Raw genomic sequence first — 18,282 nt, 5'->3', positions numbered from 1 at the left:
CCGTGCGGATCGTCTCCCTGGTCCCCTCGCTCACCGAGGCCGTCGCCACCTCCGCCCCCGGCCTGCTCGTCGGCGTCACCGACTGGTGCACCCGCCCCGCGGATCTCGCCGCCGCCCGGATCGGCGGGACGAAGAACCCCGACATCGCGGCGGTGCTCGCGCTCCGGCCCGATCTGGTCGTCGCCAACGAGGAGGAGAACCGCGCGGACGACCTCGCCGCGCTCCGGTCCGCCGGAACGGAGGTGCTGGTCACCGAGGTCCGGACCCTCGACCAGGCGTTCACGGAGCTGGCCCGCGTACTGGCCGCCTGCGGCCTGCCCCGGCCGCACTGGCTGGACGAGGCCGAAGCGGCCTGGACGGCCCTGCCCCGACCCGGAGCACCGCGCCGCGCGATCGTCCCGGTCTGGCGCCGCCCCTGGGTGGTCAGGAGGGTGCCGGTGGCCCTGGCCGGGCTCGCGGTGCCCGGTGCGCGCATCCGCGGCGTTGTCGTCGGTCACCGACGCTCCGCGTCGGCTCCCTCCTCCGCCTTGCGGCTGCACGCACCGGGCACCGCTCCCCGATCCGCCCAGGACCACCGGCACCCTCCTGGGCCGCGACACCTTCGCCGGGGACGTGCTCGCCCGCCTCGGCGTCGAGAACGTCTACGCGGGCCACGCCGAGCGCTACCCCCGCGTCCCGCTCGACGAGCTGAACGCGGCGGGCGCCGGGCTGGTGGTGCTCCCCGACGAGCCGTACCGCTTCACCGCGGACGACGGGCTCACCGCGTTCCCCGGACTCCCCGCCGTGCTCGTCGACGGGCGGTACCTCACGTGGTACGGACCGTCACTGGTGCGGGCGCCTGCGGCGCTGCGAGCAGCACTCCGCTGAACAGCCCGCGCAGCGTCCGCGCCCCGGCCACCGCCCACGCCGTCACCAGCAGCACGTACAGCGCGACGGCCAGCCAGGTGAACGCGGTGAGCCCGGTGTGCCGGGCCAGACCGGCCGCGCCCGTGACGCACGTACCGACCGGGAAGGTGAAGCCCCACCACGTCATGGCGAAGGTCATCCCGTTGCGGACGGCCCGCACCACCAGCGCGACCGCCAGGGCCAGCCACAGCAGCGCGAAACCCATCACCGGGACCCCGTACAGCACGCCGAACACCCCGAGCCCCTCGGCGTACGGGGCCCCGATCGCACCCGGTGCCACGTCGGCGAGCTGGTTGACCGCGGTCGTCGACTGCCCGAGCGGGCCGAGGACCAGGAAGAGCGTGGGCGTCAGCGCGAGCGGCAGCGGTCCCTGGTGGACCAGCCGGGCGAAGATCAGCGGCAGCATCACCAGCGTGGCCAGCAGGCTCAGCCCGAACATCGCGTAGCAGGCCAGCAGCATCGCCTCCCGCCACTGACCGGCCGGCAGCTCCGGCACCAGCAGCGGTCCCAGGGCCGCGGAGACCATCGGGGCCACCAGCGGCAGCAGCCACACCGGCGACGCGGTGCCCGGCTCGATCCGGTGGCGCACGACCATCAGATAGGGAACGGCGACGGCGGCGGCCAGGCCGGTCAGCGTGCCCGCCGTGTACAGCATCACGTCCACCGCGACGGCCGCGCCGTGCCCGATGACGTCTTGTCCCACCACCATCGTCGAGCCGCCGACCGCCAGCAGCGCCATCGACAGACAGCCGTAGAACGGGGCGACGGCGGGGTCGAGCAGATGGCGGCGGGCCTGGTCCCGGTGGGCGGCCCAGTGCCCGGTACGGGCCGCCAGCACCACGGCGAGCGCGACCGCCGCGAGCACCCACACCACCGTGCAGAAGGCCCGCAGACCCGTGACGTGCACCGGCAGCGCGACCCCCGCGCTGGCGACGATCGAGGTGCCCATGACCGCCGCGTACCAGTTGGGGCCGAGATGCCGCAGGGAAGGCAGCCGTTCGGCGCCCGGAGCCGGTGCGGGGGAGTGTGAGGTCTGCGGAAAGATGGCCATGCCACGATTTTCCCGGCGCGGGCCGTCACCCCACCAGACGCCCCGCTTCTATGAGGTCATAAAGTGGGCTTATGGCTGCCGACGTTCCTGCCCCGCTCTCCCACCGGGTCCCCGACCTGGGCGCGCTGGAGCTGCTCCTCGCCGTCGCCCGGCACGGCAGCCTGGGGCGGGCGGCCCGGGACGTCGGGGTGAGTCAGCCCGCCGCCAGCAGCCGCATCCGGTCCATGGAACGGCAGCTCGGCGTGGCCCTGCTGGACCGTTCACCGCGCGGCTCCCGGCTCACCGACGCCGGGGCCCTGGTCACCGACTGGGCCCGCAGGGTCGTCGAGGCCGCCGAGGCGTTCGACGCGGGTGCCCAGGCGCTGCGCGACCGGCGCGACTCCCGGCTCCGGGTGGCCGCCTCCATGACCATTGCCGAGTACCTGCTGCCCGGCTGGCTGATAGCGCTGCGCGCCGAACGGCCGGACACGGCGGTCTCGCTGCTGGCGGGGAACTCCGCGGCGGTGGCGGCCCGGCTGCTCACCGGTGAGGCCGACCTCGGTTTCGTCGAGGGCCTCACCGTGCCGGAAGGGCTCGACGGCACGGTCATCGCCCATGACCGCCTCGTCGTCGTGGTCGCCCCGGCCCACCCCTGGGCCCGCCGCCGCACCCCCCTCACCCCGCAGGAACTGGCGGCCACCCCGCTCGTCCTGCGCGAACACGGCTCCGGTACCCGCCAGGTCCTGGACGCGGCGCTGGCCGTGCACGGCGGCCTCGCCCAGCCCCTGCTCGAACTCTCCTCCACCACCGCCGTGAAGGGTGCGGCGGAGAGCGGTGCCGGGCCCTGCGTCCTGAGCGAACTGGCGCTCGGCGAGGAGCTGTCCGCCCGGCGCCTGGTCAAGGTCCCGATCGCCGGGGTACGTCTGCGGCGCCAGTTGCGCGCCGTCTGGCCCTCCGGCCACCGCCCGACGGGACCGGCCCGCGACCTGCTCTCCCTGACCGGCCGGGACGCCCGCCCCGCGTACTGACCCGGGCGGGGCCGGGCGGAGCGGCCGGGCTACCGGCCCACCCGGCCGACAGGCCCCCCGATGGTGCGATCGCGCCTTCCGCCTCCGGCGTACGCCGGAGGCGGAAGGCCTGGCCCGGCCACGCGTAATGGTGCGACAGTGAACCTTTGGGCTCACCGGGGCGCCACGGGGCAGGCGAGGAAGCCGCGCAGCAGCGCCGCCGAGCCCGCGCAGTGCTCGCGCGCCACGGCGCGCGCCGCCGCCCCGTCCCCGGCGAGGACCGCCTCGACCAGGGCGGTGTGCTGGTGCTGGGAGTGCTCCAGGTTGCGCACCAGCAGCGGGATGCAGTCGAGCAGATCGTTCAGCGTGGCCCGGACGGCCGCGTACTGCGCGGTCAGCGAGGCGGAACCGGCGAGCTGGGCCAGGGTCAGGTGGAAGAGGGTGTCGTGCCTGCGGTAGTCCGGCAGCGGCGCCTCGTGCGTCGCGGCCAGCGCCGCCCGCAGCCGGTCCGCCTCCCCGTCGGTGAGCCGCCGCGCCGCGCACAGCTCGGCCGCCCCGGCCTCCAGCACCTCGCGGAAGCGCAGGACGTCCTCGATGTCGACCGAGGCCACCCTCCGGCGCAGCTCGTCCTCGCCGGGGCTGGCGGCGCGCGGCCGGACGAACGTGCCGCCGTACCGGCCGCGCCTGCTCTCCACCAGGCCCTGGTCCTGGAGCACCTTCAGCACCTCGCGCAGGGTGACCCGGCTGATCCCCAGCCGCTCGGCCAGGTCGCGCTCGGCCGGCAGCCGTCCGCCGCCCGGCACCAGTCCCAGCCGGATCACCTGGAGGATCTGCTCCAGCGCCTCCTCGAAACCGTTCCCCGCCCGGACGGGCCGCAGCGCGGGCGTCAGACGGTCGACGAACTCGCTCTCCCCGGTCACGCCCCGTTCCCCTCCCGGCCGCACGGCCGACCGTCCGTCCGATGGCCGATCATCAATGGTTCTCCCCCACACCATAAGCTTCCGGCCGGTACGGAGCGGAGGCTCCCCCGGTGGCCCGGCGCCCCGGGAGGGACGTTTCGGGCAAGCCGCCAACGGCCGGATCGGGCCGGTCAGCGAACCCTAGAGTGGGCGCATGAGCAACGCGACACCGCCCGGCTGGTACCCGGACGCCGCGACGCCGGGCGGCGAGCGCTGGTGGGACGGCACGGCGTGGACCGCTCACCTCCGCCCGACCGCTCCCGCGGCCCCGCCTGCCCCCGTCCTCCCGGCCCCGACAGCCCCCGCCCCGCCCGTGCCGGCCGCCACAGTCCGGTACGGCGGCGGCCCCGGCCGCCGTACTCCCGCGCTCGCCGCGGCCGGGCTGCTGGTCGTCGGCGCCACCGTCGCCGCGGCCGTCCTGCTGGGCCGGGACGGGGACGGCCCGGGGCCCTCGGCCGCACCCGCCGACTCCGCACCCCCGACCGCCACCGCGACCGGCACCCCGTCACCCACCGGACCACCGGCCGGGGCCGACCCGAAGCTCCTCGTCGACCAGCTCAACGGCATCACGCTGCCGATCCCCGACGGCTGGGAGAAGCCCGGCCGGACCGTCGACCAGGTCCTGACGATGCGCACCGTCGGCTCCTACGACTGCCCCGGCCACACCTCCGCCCTCTGCTACCACGGCACGGTGACCAGCCGCACCGCGAACGCCACGGACACCACCTCCGTCCGGGAGCTCGCCGAGCGGGACATCGCCACCGCCGCGGAGGCCGCCTACGGGGAGAACCTCGTCGGTGACCGCGTCCACGGCGGCATCGTCTCCCACCAGCGGCTCGCCTCCGCGCAGGTGGCCGTCGCCGGACGCGCCGGCTACCAGGTGCGCTGGCGGGTGCGGACGGGCAAGGGGCCCGGCGGCTACGTGCAGTCGCTGGTCTTCCCGTCCACCGTCGGCTCCGAGGCGCCGGTCATCGTGCGGTACGCCTTCGACGCGGGCCGGGAAGGGCCCCCGCTCGCCCTCATGGACACCCTCACCCGGGGCATCCGGCCGGTCGGCGACAGTGTGACGAGCGGCGGTGTGGGCAGCTCGATCGGCCCCTGAGCCCCGGCCCCCGCCCGGCTCAGAGGAACGTGAGGCCCTCGCCCCGGTACGTCGGCACGGTCGCGGTCACCCGGTCGCCCTCGATCAGCTGCAACGCGTCGAAGCGCTCGCACATCTCACCGGCCTTGGCGTGCCGGAACCACACCTTGTCGCCGATCAGCAGATCGTCCGCCGCGGCGCCGAGCAGCGGCGTCTGCACCTCGCCGGGCCCCTCCTGCGGGTCGTAGCGCAGCCCCTCGGGCAGGTACGGCACGGGCAGCCGGTCCTGGCCGGCGGGACCGGAGGCCGGGTAGCCGCCGCCGAGCACGGTCACCGCCCCCACCCCCGGGCGGCGCACCACCGGATGGGCGAACAGCGCCGCCGGACGGCCCGTGAACGAGGTGTAGTTGTCGAACAGCCTCGGCACGTAGAGCCCCGACCCGGCCGCGATCTCGGTCACCGCCCGCTCGGCCGCCGTGTGCTGCACGCTGCCGGTGCCGCCGCCGTTCACGAACTCCAGGTCCGGCGCCACCGCCCGGACCGCGCGCACCACCTCGGCCCGCCGCGCGGCCAGCTCCTTGCGGCCCGCGGCCTGCATCAGCCGGACCGCCCGGGACCGCAGCGGCCGGCCCGCGACCGCGTCCCCGACCCCGGCGATGTGCCCCTCGTACGCCATCAGACCCACCAGGCGGAAGCCCGGCCGGCGGGCCACCGAGCGCGCCAGCTCGGCCAGTTGGGCGGGGGAGCGCAGCGGGGAGCGCAGGGCGCCGATCCGGACCCGGCCGCCGAGCATCCGGAGCGAGGTGTCCAGCTCCAGGCAGACCCGGATCTCCTCGCGGCCGCCCGCCCGGGCCGCGTCGATCAGTTCCAGCTGCGCGTGGTCGTCGACCATCACCGTCACCGCGGCGGCCAGCTTCGGATCGGCGGCCAGCTCCGCGAGCGCCGCCCGGTCGGCCGTCGGATAGGCCAGCAGCACGTCCTCGAAACCGGCCCGCGCCAGCCACAGCGACTCGGCCAGCGTGAACGACATGATCCCGGCGAACCCCGGCCGGGCCAGCACCCGTTCCAGCAGTGCCCGGCAGCGTACCGACTTGCTCGCCACCCGGATCGGCTTCCCGCCCGCGCGGCGGACCAGATCGTCGGCATTGGCGTCGAACGCGTCCAGATCGACGACGGCGATCGGGGCGTCCAGATGGGCGGTGGCCCGGTTGTACCGGGTCCGGTCAGCGGCACGGGCAGTCATGGCCGCAGCTTGCCAGACGTCCGTACCGCTGGGTAGGGGGATGTTCCGCGCAGATCGTCAGGGGTCGGACGAGCGGCTCCCGCCGGGACGGTCCCACCCCGTAGAGTGACGGAACGCGGCAACCAACGGGCCTGCCTGCGACGTCGATCCGCGCATGGTACGGAACGGGACCAGGGAGACGGATGAGTACCGAGGCGCAGCGCGCTCCTGTCCCGCCCCGCCCCACGACCCCGTCGGAGTCCTCGGGCCCCCCGCCCCGGACCCCGCCCGTACCCGCCGCGGACCCGGCCGCCCCGCCGAGCCCCGCCCCGCCGAGGCCCGCCGCGCCGCCGTCCGCCGTGCCCGGCCCCGCTCCGGAGAGCAGGGCGGAGACCACGGCCCGGCTCCGGCCCGTACCTCCGGCCCCCGCCGAGCCTCCCGCCGCCGTCCCCGACCCCGCCCCGGCCCCCGGGCCCGGCATCCCGCCGGTCCCCGCCCAGCCGCCCGCGGCCACCCGGCGCAGACCCGTGGGAGCGGTGGACCTGACACCGCCCCCGGGAGCCCCGCCGCACCCGGGCCCGTACGTGTACCCGAGGCCGTTCGTCGCCCCGCGTCCCGAGACGCCCGCCGAGACCACCACCCGGCTGCGCCCGATCCGTACCCGCCACCCCACCCGGACGGCGGCCGCCGCGGTCTGCGTCGTGCTCGGCCTCGGGCTGATCGGCGGCGCGGCCACCGGGGCCTGGCTCACCAGCGACTCCTCCGCCGACGGCGCGCGCGGCGCCTACGCGGTGGGCCGGTCCGTCTGGCACAGCGTCCCCGTGGACACGCTCTTCCCCCGCACGCTGCGCGGCGACGGGGCGGGCCCCGGCGGCGCCGACCGGGTCTGGACGCGCCTCGCCGTCGCCCCGGACAGCGGCTGCGGCCCTGCGCTGGACCCGCTGCTGGCCCGGGCGCTCGGCCCGGCCGGCTGCGAACGGCTGGTCCGCGCCACCTACGTCGACGCCACCACCAGCAGCGTCACCACCGTCGGGATCGTCTTCACCGAGGGCGACGCGGCCGCGATGAAGGCCCTGGGCGCCCGCTTCGCCGACCAGCGCCTGGACCGGCGCACCGACCTGATGCCCCGCACCTACCCGGTGAAGGGAACGGCCGCCGCCGGATTCGGCGACCGGCAGCGGGCCAGTTGGTCGGTCCATGTGCTGACCGAGGTGCCCGCCGTCGTCTTCGCGGTCTCCGGATTCGCCGACGGACGTACCGTCACCGACCCGCAGCCCGCCGCCGCTGCCGTGACCGAGGGAGCGACGACCGCGGCCGCCCAGGCGGGAATGGGCCACGAGGCCAAGGGCATCGCCTACCGGACCGAGCGCGGCCTGCGCCGTACCGTCACCGACCTCATGGAGAAGCCGGAATGAGCCGCAGCCGACGCCGGCACCGCGTCCTCGGCGCGGTCTGCGCCGCCACCGCGCTCGCGCTGCTGCCCGCGCACCCGGCCGGCGCCGACGCCATCCGGGACCAGCAGTGGGGGCTCGACGCGCTCCACACCGGCCAGGCCTGGCGGACCACCAAGGGCCGGGGCGTCACCGTCGCCGTCGTCGACACCGGCGTGGACGGCAGCCTGCCCGACCTGGCCGGCCAGGTGCTGCCCGGCAAGGACATGATCGGCTTCGGAGCCGGCCGGGGCGACCGCTCCTGGGCCCGGCACGGTACGGCGATGGCGGGCATCATCGCGGGCCGCGGCCACGGCCCGGCCCGCGACGACGGGGTGCTCGGCATCGCGCCCGAGGCGAAGATCCTCCCCGTCCGGGTGATCCTCGAAGCCTCCGACCCGGCCCGCTCCAAGGCACGCAAGTCACGCGGCACGGCCCTCGCCGACGGCATCCGCTGGGCCGCCGACCACGGCGCCGACGTCATCAACCTCTCGCTCGGCGACGACAGCAGGTCCGCCCACCCCGAGGCGGGCGAGGACGCCGCCATCCGGTACGCGCTGGGCAAGGGGGCCGTCGTGGTGGCCTCCGCCGGCAACGGCGGCGAGAAGGGCGACCACATCTCGTACCCCGCCGCCTACCCCGGGGTGATCGCGGTCGCCGCCGTCGACCGGTACGGCACCCACGCCGCGTTCTCCACCCGCCGCTGGTACGCCACGGTCAGCGCCCCCGGGGTCGACGTCGTCGTCGCCTCGCCGGACCGCCAGTACTACATCGAGTGGGGCACCTCCGCCGCCGCCGCGTTCGTCTCGGGCGCCGTCGCGCTGGTCCGCGCCGCCCACCCCGGACTGTCGCCCGCCCAGATCAAGAAGCTCCTCACCGACACGGCCCGCAGCGCCCCCGCGTCCGGCCGCGACGACGCCCGCGGCTACGGCATCGTCGACCCGGCCGCGGCGATCGAGGCCGGAGCGGCGCTCCGCCCGGCCGGAACGCGCGCCGAGGCCGAAGGGGCCGGCTACCGGAAGCGGTACTTCGGCCCGGGACCGGCCGCCGCGCACCACGACGGCGGGCCGGCCGGCTGGCTCGCCGCCGGTGCGGGCGGCCTCGGCGCGGTCCTGCTGGCCACCGCCGTGGTGCTCTGGCGCGGCCGGGGCCGCACCGCCGCCCGGCGCTGACCCCCGCCCTGTTGCCGGGCCGGGAGGACCCAGGCACTACGCTCGCCCTGTGGCGCAGAAGAACATTCCGGACCCCGGATACTCCGACGACGACGGCTCCGCCGACCCGGCACTCACCGCGGCCCTGGCGGCCTGGGCCGAGGACCGCACGGCGGTCGGCCCGGTACTCGAAGCCCTCCGGGGCACCCGGCTGCTGGTCCCGGTCGTCGCCGTCCTGGGGGAGGTCGAGGAGGACGAGAACGGGCTGCGTCGGGAGAAGACCAGCGACATGGCCGTCCCCACGCTCCAGGCGGGTGACCGCCGCGCCCTGCCGGCCTTCACCTCCACCGACTCGCTGGCCCGCTGGGACCCGGCGGCCCGCCCCGTCGCCGTCCCCCTGCACCAGGCGCTGCAGGCCGCCGCGCACGAGAAGGCGGACACGGTCGTCCTCGACATGGCCGGACCGGTCGCCTTCGAGCTGACCGGCCCCGCGCTGCTCGCCCTCGCCGAGGGCCGCACCAGCGCCGACCCGCTGGACGACCCGGCCGTCACCTCGGCGGTGCGCGAGGCGGTCGCCGCCGAGCCCGCCGTCCTCCGGGCCCACCTCGGCCCCGGCAGCACCGACGGCACCCTCGCCCTGGTCCTCGCCCCCGGCGCGGAGCCGGCCGAGGCGGCCCGTCGGGTCGCCGGGCGGCTGGCGGCCGACGAGACCCTCCGCGCCCGTCTGGTGCGCGGACTCGACCTCGCCCTGCTGCCGGCCGACGCCGCCGCGCCGGGCGAGCCCCTGTTCACCCGCTGACCGCGCGGACCCCGTGAACGCGTGAGCCCCCTGCCGGTGTGCGGCAGGGGGCTCACGCGTTCACGGGCCGGGGAACTCCCGGTTCTCAGCCGAAGACGGGACCGGTGTACTTCTCGCCGGGGCCCTGACCGGGCTCGTCCGGCACCAGCGACGCCTCGCGGAAGGCGAGCTGGAGCGACTTCAGGCCGTCCCGCAGCGGGGCCGCGTGGAAGGAGCTGATCTCCGTGGCGCTGGCGTCCAGCAGGCCGGCCAGCGCGTGGACGAGCTTGCGGGCCTCGTCGAGGTCCTTGTGCTGGTCGCCGTCCTCGGTCAGCCCGAGCTTCACGGCGGCCGCGCTCATCAGATTGACCGCGACCGTCACGATCACCTCGACCGCGGGCACCTCCGCGATGTCGCGGGCCATGTCGTCGAAGCCGGGGGAATCACTGCTGGGGGTCGCGTCACTCATGGGCCATACGATAGGCCCACCCCGGATCCGCCCCGTCCGCGGGAGCGGCGGACGCAGCGGGTTAGCGCGTGCCCCGGGGAGCTGCTAACCTTGTGTAACGACCGGCTGGGCAGCTATGTGCCCGGCCCACAAGTGGAGGCTCCGATCTCCCACCTGACCGCCCCACCGGGCGGCGGGTCATCCGGTCAGGCGGTGGCCATCGTTCCGTACGGACGATGGGACCGCCCGATGTGCCCCGCGGTTGACCGCGGTGGTTCCGGTTGTTCCAGGAGCCCCGCCTGTGTCCCGTCCGGGGCATTTTTCTTGCGCTGGTGCGGTTGGTCTCAGGAAACAGACGTTACGTGGCTGTCCGCCAGACGGCCGCGTGGTGCTACCGAGGAGGATCCATCAGCGCCGAGCCCCGCATCAACGACCGGATTCGCGTTCCCGAGGTGCGACTTGTCGGTCCCAGCGGCGAGCAGGTCGGGATTGTTCCGCTTGCCAAGGCCCTGGAGCTCGCACAGGAGTACGACCTCGACCTGGTCGAGGTGGCGGCGACCGCCCGTCCGCCCGTGTGCAAGCTCATGGACTACGGGAAGTTCAAGTACGAGTCGGCCATGAAGGCCCGTGAGGCGCGCAAGAACCAGGCGCACACGGTCATCAAGGAGATGAAGCTCCGGCCGAAGATCGACCCGCACGACTACGACACCAAGAAGGGTCACGTCGTCCGGTTCCTCAAGCAGGGCGACAAGGTCAAGATCACGATCATGTTCCGTGGTCGTGAGCAGTCCCGACCCGAGCTGGGCTTCCGTCTGCTCCAGCGTCTGGCTTCGGACGTGGAGGAACTCGGCTTCATCGAGTCCAACCCGAAGCAGGACGGCCGGAACATGATCATGGTTCTGGGCCCGCACAAGAAGAAGACCGAAGCCATGGCCGAGGCCCGTGAGGCCCAGGCCGCCCGCAAGGCGGAGCGCCAGGGTTCCACCCCCGACGCCGAGGCTCCGGCCGAGACACCTTCCGAGGCCTGACCCCAGGGGCCGCCAACCAGGCGGCCCCGGGTCTCCCCGGAAGCCCCCATCAAGATCTGACGCCCCTGCTGTCCGGTGCCCGCACCGCGAGGGGCGCCACTGACGAGGAGAGAACGGCGCGATGCCGAAGAACAAGACCCACAGCGGTACCAGCAAGCGCTTCAAGATCACCGGCTCCGGCAAGGTGCTCCGTGAGCGCGCGGGCAAGCGCCACCTTCTTGAGCACAAGTCGTCCAAGAAGACCCGCTCGCTGACCGGCACGGTCGTGGCGGCTCCGGCCGACGCCAAGAAGATCAAGAAGCTTCTCGGCAAGTGAGTCCGCGGCCCGCGGTGAATCCGTGGGCGGCGCATTCGCGGGCGGTGCATTCGCCCCAGACCGGGACCGAATCGTTTTCGGGTCGTGTGAGTCCAACCACGGCCCCGCTACAAGGAGTTAACAAGTGGCACGCGTCAAGCGGGCAGTAAACGCTCACAAGAAGCGTCGGGCGATCCTCGAGCAGGCCAGCGGCTACCGGGGCCAGCGTTCCCGCCTGTACCGCAAGGCGAAGGAGCAGGTCACCCACTCCCTCGTCTACAACTACAACGACCGCAAGAAGCGCAAGGGCGACTTCCGTCAGCTGTGGATCCAGCGCATCAACGCCGCTGCCCGCCAGAACGGCATGACGTACAACCGCCTCATCCAGGGTCTGAAGGCCGCCAACATCGAGGTGGACCGCAAGATCCTGGCCGAGCTCGCGGTCAACGACAGCAACGCGTTCGCCGCTCTCGTCGAGGTCGCCCAGAAGGCCCTCCCGAGCGACGTCAACGCCCCGAAGGCCGCCTGATCCAGGTCGCACCTCCAGCCTTCCGAGCCGGACCCGCAGGCGCCCGCCGTCTGCGGGTCCGGTGCGTTGCACGACCGTTTCGCACGTCCGCCCCCTCCGTACCCAGAGAGGCCGCCGACCATGGGCACCCCCGAACTGATCTCCCCGCGATCCCCGCGCGTCACCGCCGCCCGGCGGCTGGCCAAGCGCAATTTCCGCGGCAAGGAGCGCCGGTTCATCGCCGAGGGGCCGCAGGCCGTGCGAGAGGCCGCCGAGCACCGCGGCGGTGACGGCACCCCCACCCTGACCGAGCTGTTCGCCACGGTCGAGGCGGCCGAGCGGTACGCCGACATCGTCGCCGCCGCCCACGAGGCGGGCGCCCGGGTGCACCTCGCCGACGGCGACGTGCTCGCCGACGTCTCGCAGACCGTCACCCCGCAGGGCCTGATCGGCGTCTGCCGCTTCCTGGACACCCCGTTCGAGGAGATCCTCGCCGCCGGGCCGAGACTCGTCGCCGTCCTCGCCCACGTACGCGACCCCGGCAACGCCGGTACGGTGCTGCGCTGCGCCGACGCGGCGGGCGCCGACGCCGTGGTGCTCACCGACGCCTCGGTGGACCTCTACAACCCCAAGTCCGTCCGGGCCTCGGTCGGCTCGCTCTTCCACCTGCCGGTCGCCGTCGGCGTACCGGTCGAGCGGGCCGTGAGCGGGCTGCGGGAGGCGGGCGTGCGCATCCTCGCCGCCGACGGGGCGGGCGCCGACGACCTCGACGACGAGCTCGACGCCGGGACCATGGGAGGCCCGACCGCCTGGGTCTTCGGCAACGAGGCGTGGGGCCTGCCCGAGGAGACCCGGGCGCTGGCCGACGCCGTCGTACGGGTGCCCATCCACGGCAAGGCGGAGAGCCTCAACCTGGCCACGGCGGCGGCCGTCTGCCTGTACGCCTCCGCGCGGGCCCAGCGCCGGAGCTGACCGCACCGGGCCGGCCGGTCCCCCAGAGCCACCGCGGGGTGTCGCTCCGTCACCGGCGACTAGTAGGGTGGCGCACTCGGGGCCCACTGCACCGGTTCGAGAGGTGGGATAGGGGATATGGCTGTCGGCATGAGCAGGCCGCACGGGACGCACGCGGCCGTCGTGCACGCCGGAGAACCCCTCGCGACGGACATGCTGGAGCCCGGAGTCGTCGGCACGGGCCTGGCCCCCGACGACCTGCCCGACGGCCTGGTCGTCGCCGACGAGACCGGCCGGGTCATCTGCTTCAACTCCGCCGCCGTCCGGATCACCGCGGTGCCCCGGGACACCGCCCTCGGCAGCCCCCTGGAGAGCGCCCTGCCCCTGGAGGACCTCAAGGGCCGCCGCTGGTGGCCCCTGACCGACCCGTACGGCGGGCTCGCCACCCGGGTCGGCCAGCCCGAGCGCCATCTGCTGCTCCCCGGCGGCCGGGAGGTCCTGGTCTCCGCCCGCTACGTGCGCGAGCACCCGACCGGGCCGGTGCGTCGGGTGGTGGTGTCGCTGCGCGGCACCGAGGCCCGCCGCCGCAACGAGCGCAGCCACGCCGAGCTGATCGCCACGGTCGCCCACGAGCTGCGCTCCCCGCTGACCTCCGTCAAGGGCTTCACCGCGACCCTCCTCGCCAAGTGGGAGCGGTTCACCGACGACCAGAAGCGCCTGATGCTGGAGACGGTCGACGCCGACGCCGGCCGGGTCACCCGGCTCATCGCCGAGCTGCTCGACATCTCCCGGATCGACTCCGGCCGCCTGGAGCTGCGCCGCCAGCCCGTCGACCTCTCCGCCGCCGTCGAACGCCACGTCCAGGCCCTCACGGCCGGCGGCCTCCCGCCCGACCGCTTCCTCGTCCGGACCTGCCAGCCGCTGCCCGTGGTCTGGGCCGACCCGGACAAGGTCGATCAGGTGCTCGGCAACCTCCTGGAAAACGCGGTGCGGCACGGCGAGGGAACCGTCACCATTGACGTCGAACCCGCACCCGCGAAGAGCGACGAGAAGGGAACGGCCGTCACCGTGACCGATGAGGGCTCCGGCATCCCCGAGGAGTCGATGGGCCGCGTCTTCACCCGCTTCTGGCGGGGGAGCAAGCGCGGCGGCACGGGCCTGGGCCTCTACATCGTCAAGGGCATCGTCGAGGCGCACGGCGGCACGATCACGGTCGGCCGCGGCCCCGGCGGCGGCGCGGAGTTCCGATTTATTCTGCCGGTGAGCACGCCGGCGTACATGAACTGAGGGCCGTCCCGTCACCCGGCCCGGTCGCGGAGCGATCGAGCGGGCCGACGGCGGGCCACGGGCGGGACCGGACCGCCCACGGACCCTTTGCACATCCGGTGGCCCTTAGACTCGACCTTTGGCACCTTTGCGTCCTCCAGTCGTCGATCGGGGCCATGGGGGCGGGGACGTTCCCCGGCAAGCGCAGTATCAGCCAATCGGAAGCACGGGAAGAGATGTCGGCACCGAACAAGTCGTACGACCCAGTCGAGGTCGAGGCACTGAAACCGGAAGAGATCGAGCGCATGCGGGACGAGGCGCTCGCCGCCTTCGCCGCCGCCGGTGACCTCGACGCGCTCGCCCAGGCGAAGACCGCGCACACGTCGGGCACGTCGCCGCTGTCGCTCGCCAACCGCGAGATCGGCGCACTGCCGCCGCAGGCCAAGGCCGAGGCCGGCAAGCGCGTGGGCCAGGCCCGCGCCGCCGTCGGCCGCGCCCTCGCGGCCCGCCAGGCGGAGCTGGAGGCCGAGCGGGACGCCCGCGTGCTGGTCGAGGAGGCGGTGGACGTCACACTGCCGTACGACCGCGTCCCGGCCGGGGCCCGGCATCCGCTGACCACGCTCATGGAGCGCGTCGCGGACGTCTTCGTCGCCATGGGCTACGAGGTCGCCGAGGGCCCCGAGGTCGAGGCGGAGTGGTTCAACTTCGACGCCCTGAACTTCGTGCCCGACCACCCGGCCCGGCAGATGCAGGACACCTTCTTCGTCCAGGGCGCCGACGGCGCGAAGACCGACGAGTCCGGTGTCGTGCTGCGCACCCACACCTCGCCGGTCCAGGCCCGCACCCTGCTCGACCGCGAGCCCCCGGTCTACGTGGTCTGCCCCGGCCGCGTCTACCGCACCGACGAGCTCGACGCCACGCACACCCCGGTCTTCCACCAGATCGAGCTGCTCGCCGTCGACGAGGGCCTCACCATGGCCGACCTCAAGGGCACCCTCGACCACATGGTCCGGGCGCTCTTCGGCCCGGACATGAAGACCCGGCTCCGGCCGAACTTCTTCCCGTTCACCGAGCCGTCCGCCGAGATGGACATGGTCTGCTACGTCTGCCGCGGCGCGTCCGTCGGCAACCCGGACCGCCCCTGCCGCACCTGCGGCAGCGAGGGCTGGATCGAGCTCGGCGGCTGCGGCATGGTCAACCCGAAGGTGCTCACCGCCTGCGGCGTCGACCCCGAGAAGTACAGCGGATTCGCCTTCGGGTTCGGCATCGAACGGATGCTGATGTTCCGCCACAACGTAGAAGACATGCGAGACATGGTCGAGGGTGACATCCGGTTCACCCGGCCGTTCGGGATGGAGATCTGATGCGCGTCCCGCTTTCCTGGCTGCGGGAATACGTCGACCTGCCGGCGACGGAGACCGGCCGAGACGTACAGGCCAAGCTCGTCGGCGTCGGCCTGGAGGTCGAGACCGTCGAGCAGCTCGGCGCCGGCCTCAAGGGCCCGCTGGTCGTCGGACAGGTGCTGACCATCGAGGAGCTGGAGGGCTTCAAGAAGCCGATCCGCTTCTGCACGGTCGACGTCGGCGACGCCAACGGCACCGGCGAGCCGCAGGAGATCGTCTGCGGCGCCCGCAACTTCGCCGTCGGCGACAAGGTCGTCGTGGTCCTCCCCGGCGCCGTGCTGCCCGGCGACTTCGCGATCGCCGCCCGCAAGACGTACGGCAAGACCTCGCACGGCATGATCTGCTCCACCGACGAGCTCGGCATGGGCGACGACGGCACGCACGGCATCATCGTGCTGCCGCCGGAGCACGAGGCGGGCACCGACGCGATCGAGCTGCTCCAGCTCGTCGACGAGGTCCTCGACATCGCCGTCACGCCCGACCGGGGCTACTGCCTCTCCCTGCGCGGCGTCGCCCGCGAGACCGCCATCGCGTACGGGCTGCCGCTGCGCGACCCGGCGCTGCTGGACGTGCCCGCGCCGAACGCGTACGGCTACCCGGTCAAGATCGCCGACCCGATCGGCTGCGACCGCTTCACCGCGCGCACCGTCGTCGGCCTCCAGCCCGAGGCCCGTTCCCCGATCTGGCTCCAGCGCCGGCTGCAGAAGGCCGGGATGCGCCCGATCTCGCTGGCCGTCGACGTCACCAACTACGTGATGCTGGAGCTCGGCCAGCCGCTGCACGCCTACGACCGCACCCGCGTGGACGGGCCGATCGGGGTCCGCCGCGCCCAGCAGGGCGAGAAACTCACCACCCTCGACGGCGCGGTCCGCGTGCTGGACGCCGAGGACCTGGTCATCACCGACAACCGCGGGCCGATCGGCCTCGCGGGCGTCATGGGCGGCGCCAACACCGAGATCGCGGACGTCCAGGAGGGCGAGCACCGCACCACCGAGGTCGTCATCGAGGCCGCGCACTTCGACGCGATCTCGATCGCCCGGACGGCGCGCCGCCACAAGCTGTCCTCCGAGGCGTCCAAGCGCTTCGAGCGCGGCGTCGACCCGCAGGCCGCCGCTGCCGCCGCACAGCGCACCGTCGACCTGCTGGTCCTGCTCGCCGGCGGCACCGCCGAGGCCGGGGTCACCGAGATCAGCGCTCCCTCCGCGCCCCGCACCATCGCGATGCCCGCGGACCACCCCGACCGGGTGGCCGGTGTCGCGTACGGCCGCGAGACCGTCGTACGCCGCCTCCAGGAGGTCGGCTGCGACGTCTACGGGCAGGACGAGCTGATCGTCACCGTGCCGTCCTGGCGCCCCGACCTCTGCGAGCCGAACGACCTCGCCGAGGAGGTCATCCGGCTGGAGGGCTACGAGAACCTCCCGTCCACCCTCCCCACCCCGCCGTCCGGCCGGGGGCTCACCGACCACCAGCGGCTGCACCGCCGCATCGGCCGGGCGCTCGCCGGGGCCGGCTACGTGGAGGCGCTGAACTACCCGTTCATCGGCGAGGCCGTCCTCGACCGGCTCGGGCTCGACAGCGAGGACGACCGCCGCCGCACCGTCCGCCTCGTCAACCCGCTCTCCGACGAGGAGCCCGCGCTGCGCACCACGCTGCTGCCCGGACTGCTCGGCGCGCTGCGGCGCAACGACGGCCGCGGCAGCCACGACCTCGCGCTCTTCGAGACCGGCCTGGTCTTCCGGCCGACCGGCGGCGAGACCAAGGCCGTCCGGCTGCCCGTCGACCACCGTCCCGCCGACGAGCAGATCGCCGCGCTCGACGCCGCGCTGCCGCGTCAGCCGCGCCGGGCCGCGGTGGTCCTCGCGGGCGCCCGCGAGCAGGCCGGCTGGTGGGGCAGGGGCCGTCCGGCCGACTGGGCGGACGCCGTCGAGGCCGCCCGCACCATCGCCCGCGAGGCCGGTGTCGAACTGATCGTCCGCAGCGACCGCCACGCCCCGTGGCACCCGGGCCGCTGCGCCGCGCTGTACGTCCTGGTCGACGGCGAGGAGACCCTCTTCGGCCACGCGGGCGAGCTGCACCCGCGGGTCGTCAAGGACCTCCACCTCCCCGAGCGCAGCTGCGCCATGGAGGTCGAGCTCGACGTACTGGAGAAGGCCGTCGACGGCGCGCTCCAGGCGCCGCGGATCTCCACCTTCCCGGTGGCGACCCAGGACGTCGCACTGATCGTCGCGGAGAACGTCCCGGCCGCCGACGTGGAGCGGGCGCTGCGCGAGGGCGCGGGCGAACTCCTCGAATCGATCCGGCTGTTCGACGTCTTCACCGGCGAGCAGATCGGCGGGGGCCGCAAGTCCCTGGCGTACGCGCTGCGCTTCCGCGCGGCGGACCGCACGCTGACCGTCGACGAGGCGTCGGCGGCGCGCGACGCGGCGGTGGCGCTCGCCACCGAGCGGACGGGCGCGGTGCTGCGCGGCGCGTAGCACCCGCACCCCGCGCGGAACAGCAAGGAGGGGCGCACCCGGCCACCGGGTGCGCCCCTCCCGCGTGCTCGCCGGGCGGTGAGGACCGCGTCCGGGCCGGTGGCCCGGCTCCACCCTCCGATCGATGGGCAGTGGGTCGTGCGGTCCGGCACCGTCCGTACCGCCGCGGAGTGTCGGGCAGGTCGGCGGGACGGACGGTGCGGGAGCGGGCCGTCGTGCTGTACGAGGGGGGAGCAGACGACCCGGCCGCCTCTTGCGAGACGACTGATTCAACCGATCTCCGGGCCGGTGCGACAGGGTGCGCGGCGGGACGGTTCGGGCATTGCGTTCACACCCCGTGTGAAT

At 74.4% G+C, this 18,282-nt stretch carries 16 protein-coding genes and 2 pseudogenes; 14 read left to right on the top strand and 4 right to left on the bottom strand.

Going from position 1 to position 18,282, the window contains the following annotated elements:
- Window positions 1-2: 2 nt before the first annotated feature.
- Together ACWC97_RS18005 and ACWC97_RS18000 are read left to right on the top strand one after the other, a co-directional pair.
- Window positions 3-425, top strand: a pseudogene (locus ACWC97_RS18005) (helical backbone metal receptor); the annotation flags it as partial.
- Window positions 426-585: 160 nt separating this feature from the next.
- A pseudogene (locus ACWC97_RS18000) lies at window positions 586-867 on the top strand (helical backbone metal receptor); the annotation flags it as partial.
- On the opposite strand, the gene ACWC97_RS17995 reads toward ACWC97_RS18000, so the two are convergent.
- On the bottom strand, window positions 806-1,957 hold the full coding sequence (locus ACWC97_RS17995; protein WP_450650220.1) for a TDT family transporter: 1,152 nt from the start codon (window positions 1,955-1,957) through the stop codon (window positions 806-808). The pseudogene ACWC97_RS18000 and the gene ACWC97_RS17995 overlap by 62 nt on opposite strands.
- Window positions 1,958-2,028: 71 nt before the next feature.
- Here ACWC97_RS17995 and ACWC97_RS17990 point away from each other — a divergent pair, with 71 nt between their 5' ends.
- Window positions 2,029-2,964 (top strand): LysR family transcriptional regulator, encoded by a 936-nt coding sequence (locus tag ACWC97_RS17990; protein ID WP_450650218.1) that lies wholly within the window; start codon window positions 2,029-2,031, stop codon window positions 2,962-2,964.
- 152 nt (window positions 2,965-3,116) lie between these two features.
- Here ACWC97_RS17990 and ACWC97_RS17985 read toward each other — a convergent pair whose 3' ends face one another.
- Window positions 3,117-3,938, bottom strand: a complete 822-nt coding sequence (locus tag ACWC97_RS17985) for a FadR/GntR family transcriptional regulator (protein ID WP_450650216.1) — start codon at window positions 3,936-3,938, stop codon at window positions 3,117-3,119.
- Between the two features lie 118 nt (window positions 3,939-4,056).
- Between ACWC97_RS17985 and ACWC97_RS17980 the strand changes: the two genes are divergently transcribed.
- Window positions 4,057-5,004, top strand: a complete 948-nt coding sequence (locus tag ACWC97_RS17980; protein ID WP_450650214.1) for a DUF2510 domain-containing protein — start codon at window positions 4,057-4,059, stop codon at window positions 5,002-5,004.
- Window positions 5,005-5,023: 19 nt separating this feature from the next.
- Here the strand turns inward: ACWC97_RS17980 and ACWC97_RS17975 are convergent, their stop codons facing one another.
- Window positions 5,024-6,226 (bottom strand): amino acid deaminase/aldolase, encoded by a 1,203-nt coding sequence (locus ACWC97_RS17975; RefSeq protein ID WP_450650212.1) that lies wholly within the window; start codon window positions 6,224-6,226, stop codon window positions 5,024-5,026.
- 182 nt (window positions 6,227-6,408) lie between these two features.
- Between ACWC97_RS17975 and ACWC97_RS17970 the strand changes: the two genes are divergently transcribed.
- From ACWC97_RS17970 to ACWC97_RS17960, 3 genes are read left to right on the top strand one after another with little or no spacing between them, the layout of a single operon-like run.
- Window positions 6,409-7,620: a hypothetical protein gene (locus ACWC97_RS17970; protein ID WP_450650210.1), complete on the top strand. Its 1,212-nt coding sequence runs from the start codon at window positions 6,409-6,411 to the stop codon at window positions 7,618-7,620.
- On the top strand, window positions 7,617-8,807 hold the full coding sequence (mycP, locus tag ACWC97_RS17965) for a type VII secretion-associated serine protease mycosin (protein WP_352277551.1): 1,191 nt from the start codon (window positions 7,617-7,619) through the stop codon (window positions 8,805-8,807). Before ACWC97_RS17970 ends, mycP begins: the two co-directional genes overlap by 4 nt.
- Window positions 8,808-8,856: 49 nt before the next feature.
- The gene (locus ACWC97_RS17960; protein WP_450650208.1) at window positions 8,857-9,585 is read left to right on the top strand and encodes an SseB family protein; all 729 of its coding nucleotides are present in this window, start codon (window positions 8,857-8,859) and stop codon (window positions 9,583-9,585) included.
- Window positions 9,586-9,670: 85 nt separating this feature from the next.
- On the opposite strand, the gene ACWC97_RS17955 is transcribed toward ACWC97_RS17960, so the two are convergent.
- Window positions 9,671-10,033: a DUF1844 domain-containing protein gene (locus ACWC97_RS17955; protein WP_352277548.1), complete on the bottom strand. Its 363-nt coding sequence runs from the start codon at window positions 10,031-10,033 to the stop codon at window positions 9,671-9,673.
- 341 nt (window positions 10,034-10,374) lie between these two features.
- On the opposite strand from ACWC97_RS17955, the gene infC reads away from it, so the two are divergent.
- From infC to pheT, 7 genes are all read left to right on the top strand, one after another.
- Window positions 10,375-11,040 carry a translation initiation factor IF-3 gene (gene infC / locus ACWC97_RS17950; RefSeq protein ID WP_352277547.1) on the top strand — a complete coding sequence of 222 codons (666 nt, stop codon included), beginning with the start codon at window positions 10,375-10,377 and terminating at the stop codon, window positions 11,038-11,040.
- A gap of 121 nt (window positions 11,041-11,161) precedes the next feature.
- Complete coding sequence (rpmI, locus tag ACWC97_RS17945) at window positions 11,162-11,356, top strand: 50S ribosomal protein L35 (protein WP_352277545.1); 195 nt, start codon at window positions 11,162-11,164, stop codon at window positions 11,354-11,356.
- 124 nt (window positions 11,357-11,480) lie between these two features.
- Entirely contained in the window at window positions 11,481-11,864 is a 384-nt protein-coding gene (rplT, locus tag ACWC97_RS17940) for a 50S ribosomal protein L20 (protein ID WP_072484442.1), read from the top strand.
- 120 nt (window positions 11,865-11,984) lie between these two features.
- On the top strand, window positions 11,985-12,815 hold the full coding sequence (locus tag ACWC97_RS17935; protein WP_352277543.1) for a TrmH family RNA methyltransferase: 831 nt from the start codon (window positions 11,985-11,987) through the stop codon (window positions 12,813-12,815).
- 117 nt (window positions 12,816-12,932) lie between these two features.
- Window positions 12,933-14,081, top strand: coding sequence for a sensor histidine kinase (locus tag ACWC97_RS17930; RefSeq protein ID WP_352277542.1), 1,149 nt, complete (start codon window positions 12,933-12,935; stop codon window positions 14,079-14,081).
- Between the two features lie 215 nt (window positions 14,082-14,296).
- The gene (gene pheS / locus ACWC97_RS17925; RefSeq protein ID WP_450650204.1) at window positions 14,297-15,424 is read left to right on the top strand and encodes a phenylalanine--tRNA ligase subunit alpha; all 1,128 of its coding nucleotides are present in this window, start codon (window positions 14,297-14,299) and stop codon (window positions 15,422-15,424) included.
- A complete protein-coding gene (gene pheT / locus ACWC97_RS17920) occupies window positions 15,424-17,937 on the top strand; it encodes a phenylalanine--tRNA ligase subunit beta (RefSeq protein ID WP_450650203.1) in 2,514 nt (837 codons plus the stop codon). The genes pheS and pheT overlap by 1 nt, the downstream gene beginning before the upstream one ends.
- Window positions 17,938-18,282 lie beyond the last annotated feature (345 nt).

Source organism: Streptomyces sp. NPDC001108 (genome assembly GCF_053598535.1).
Note: the sequence above shows the minus strand (reverse complement) of the source record. Positions and strands in the feature narration are given on the sequence as shown.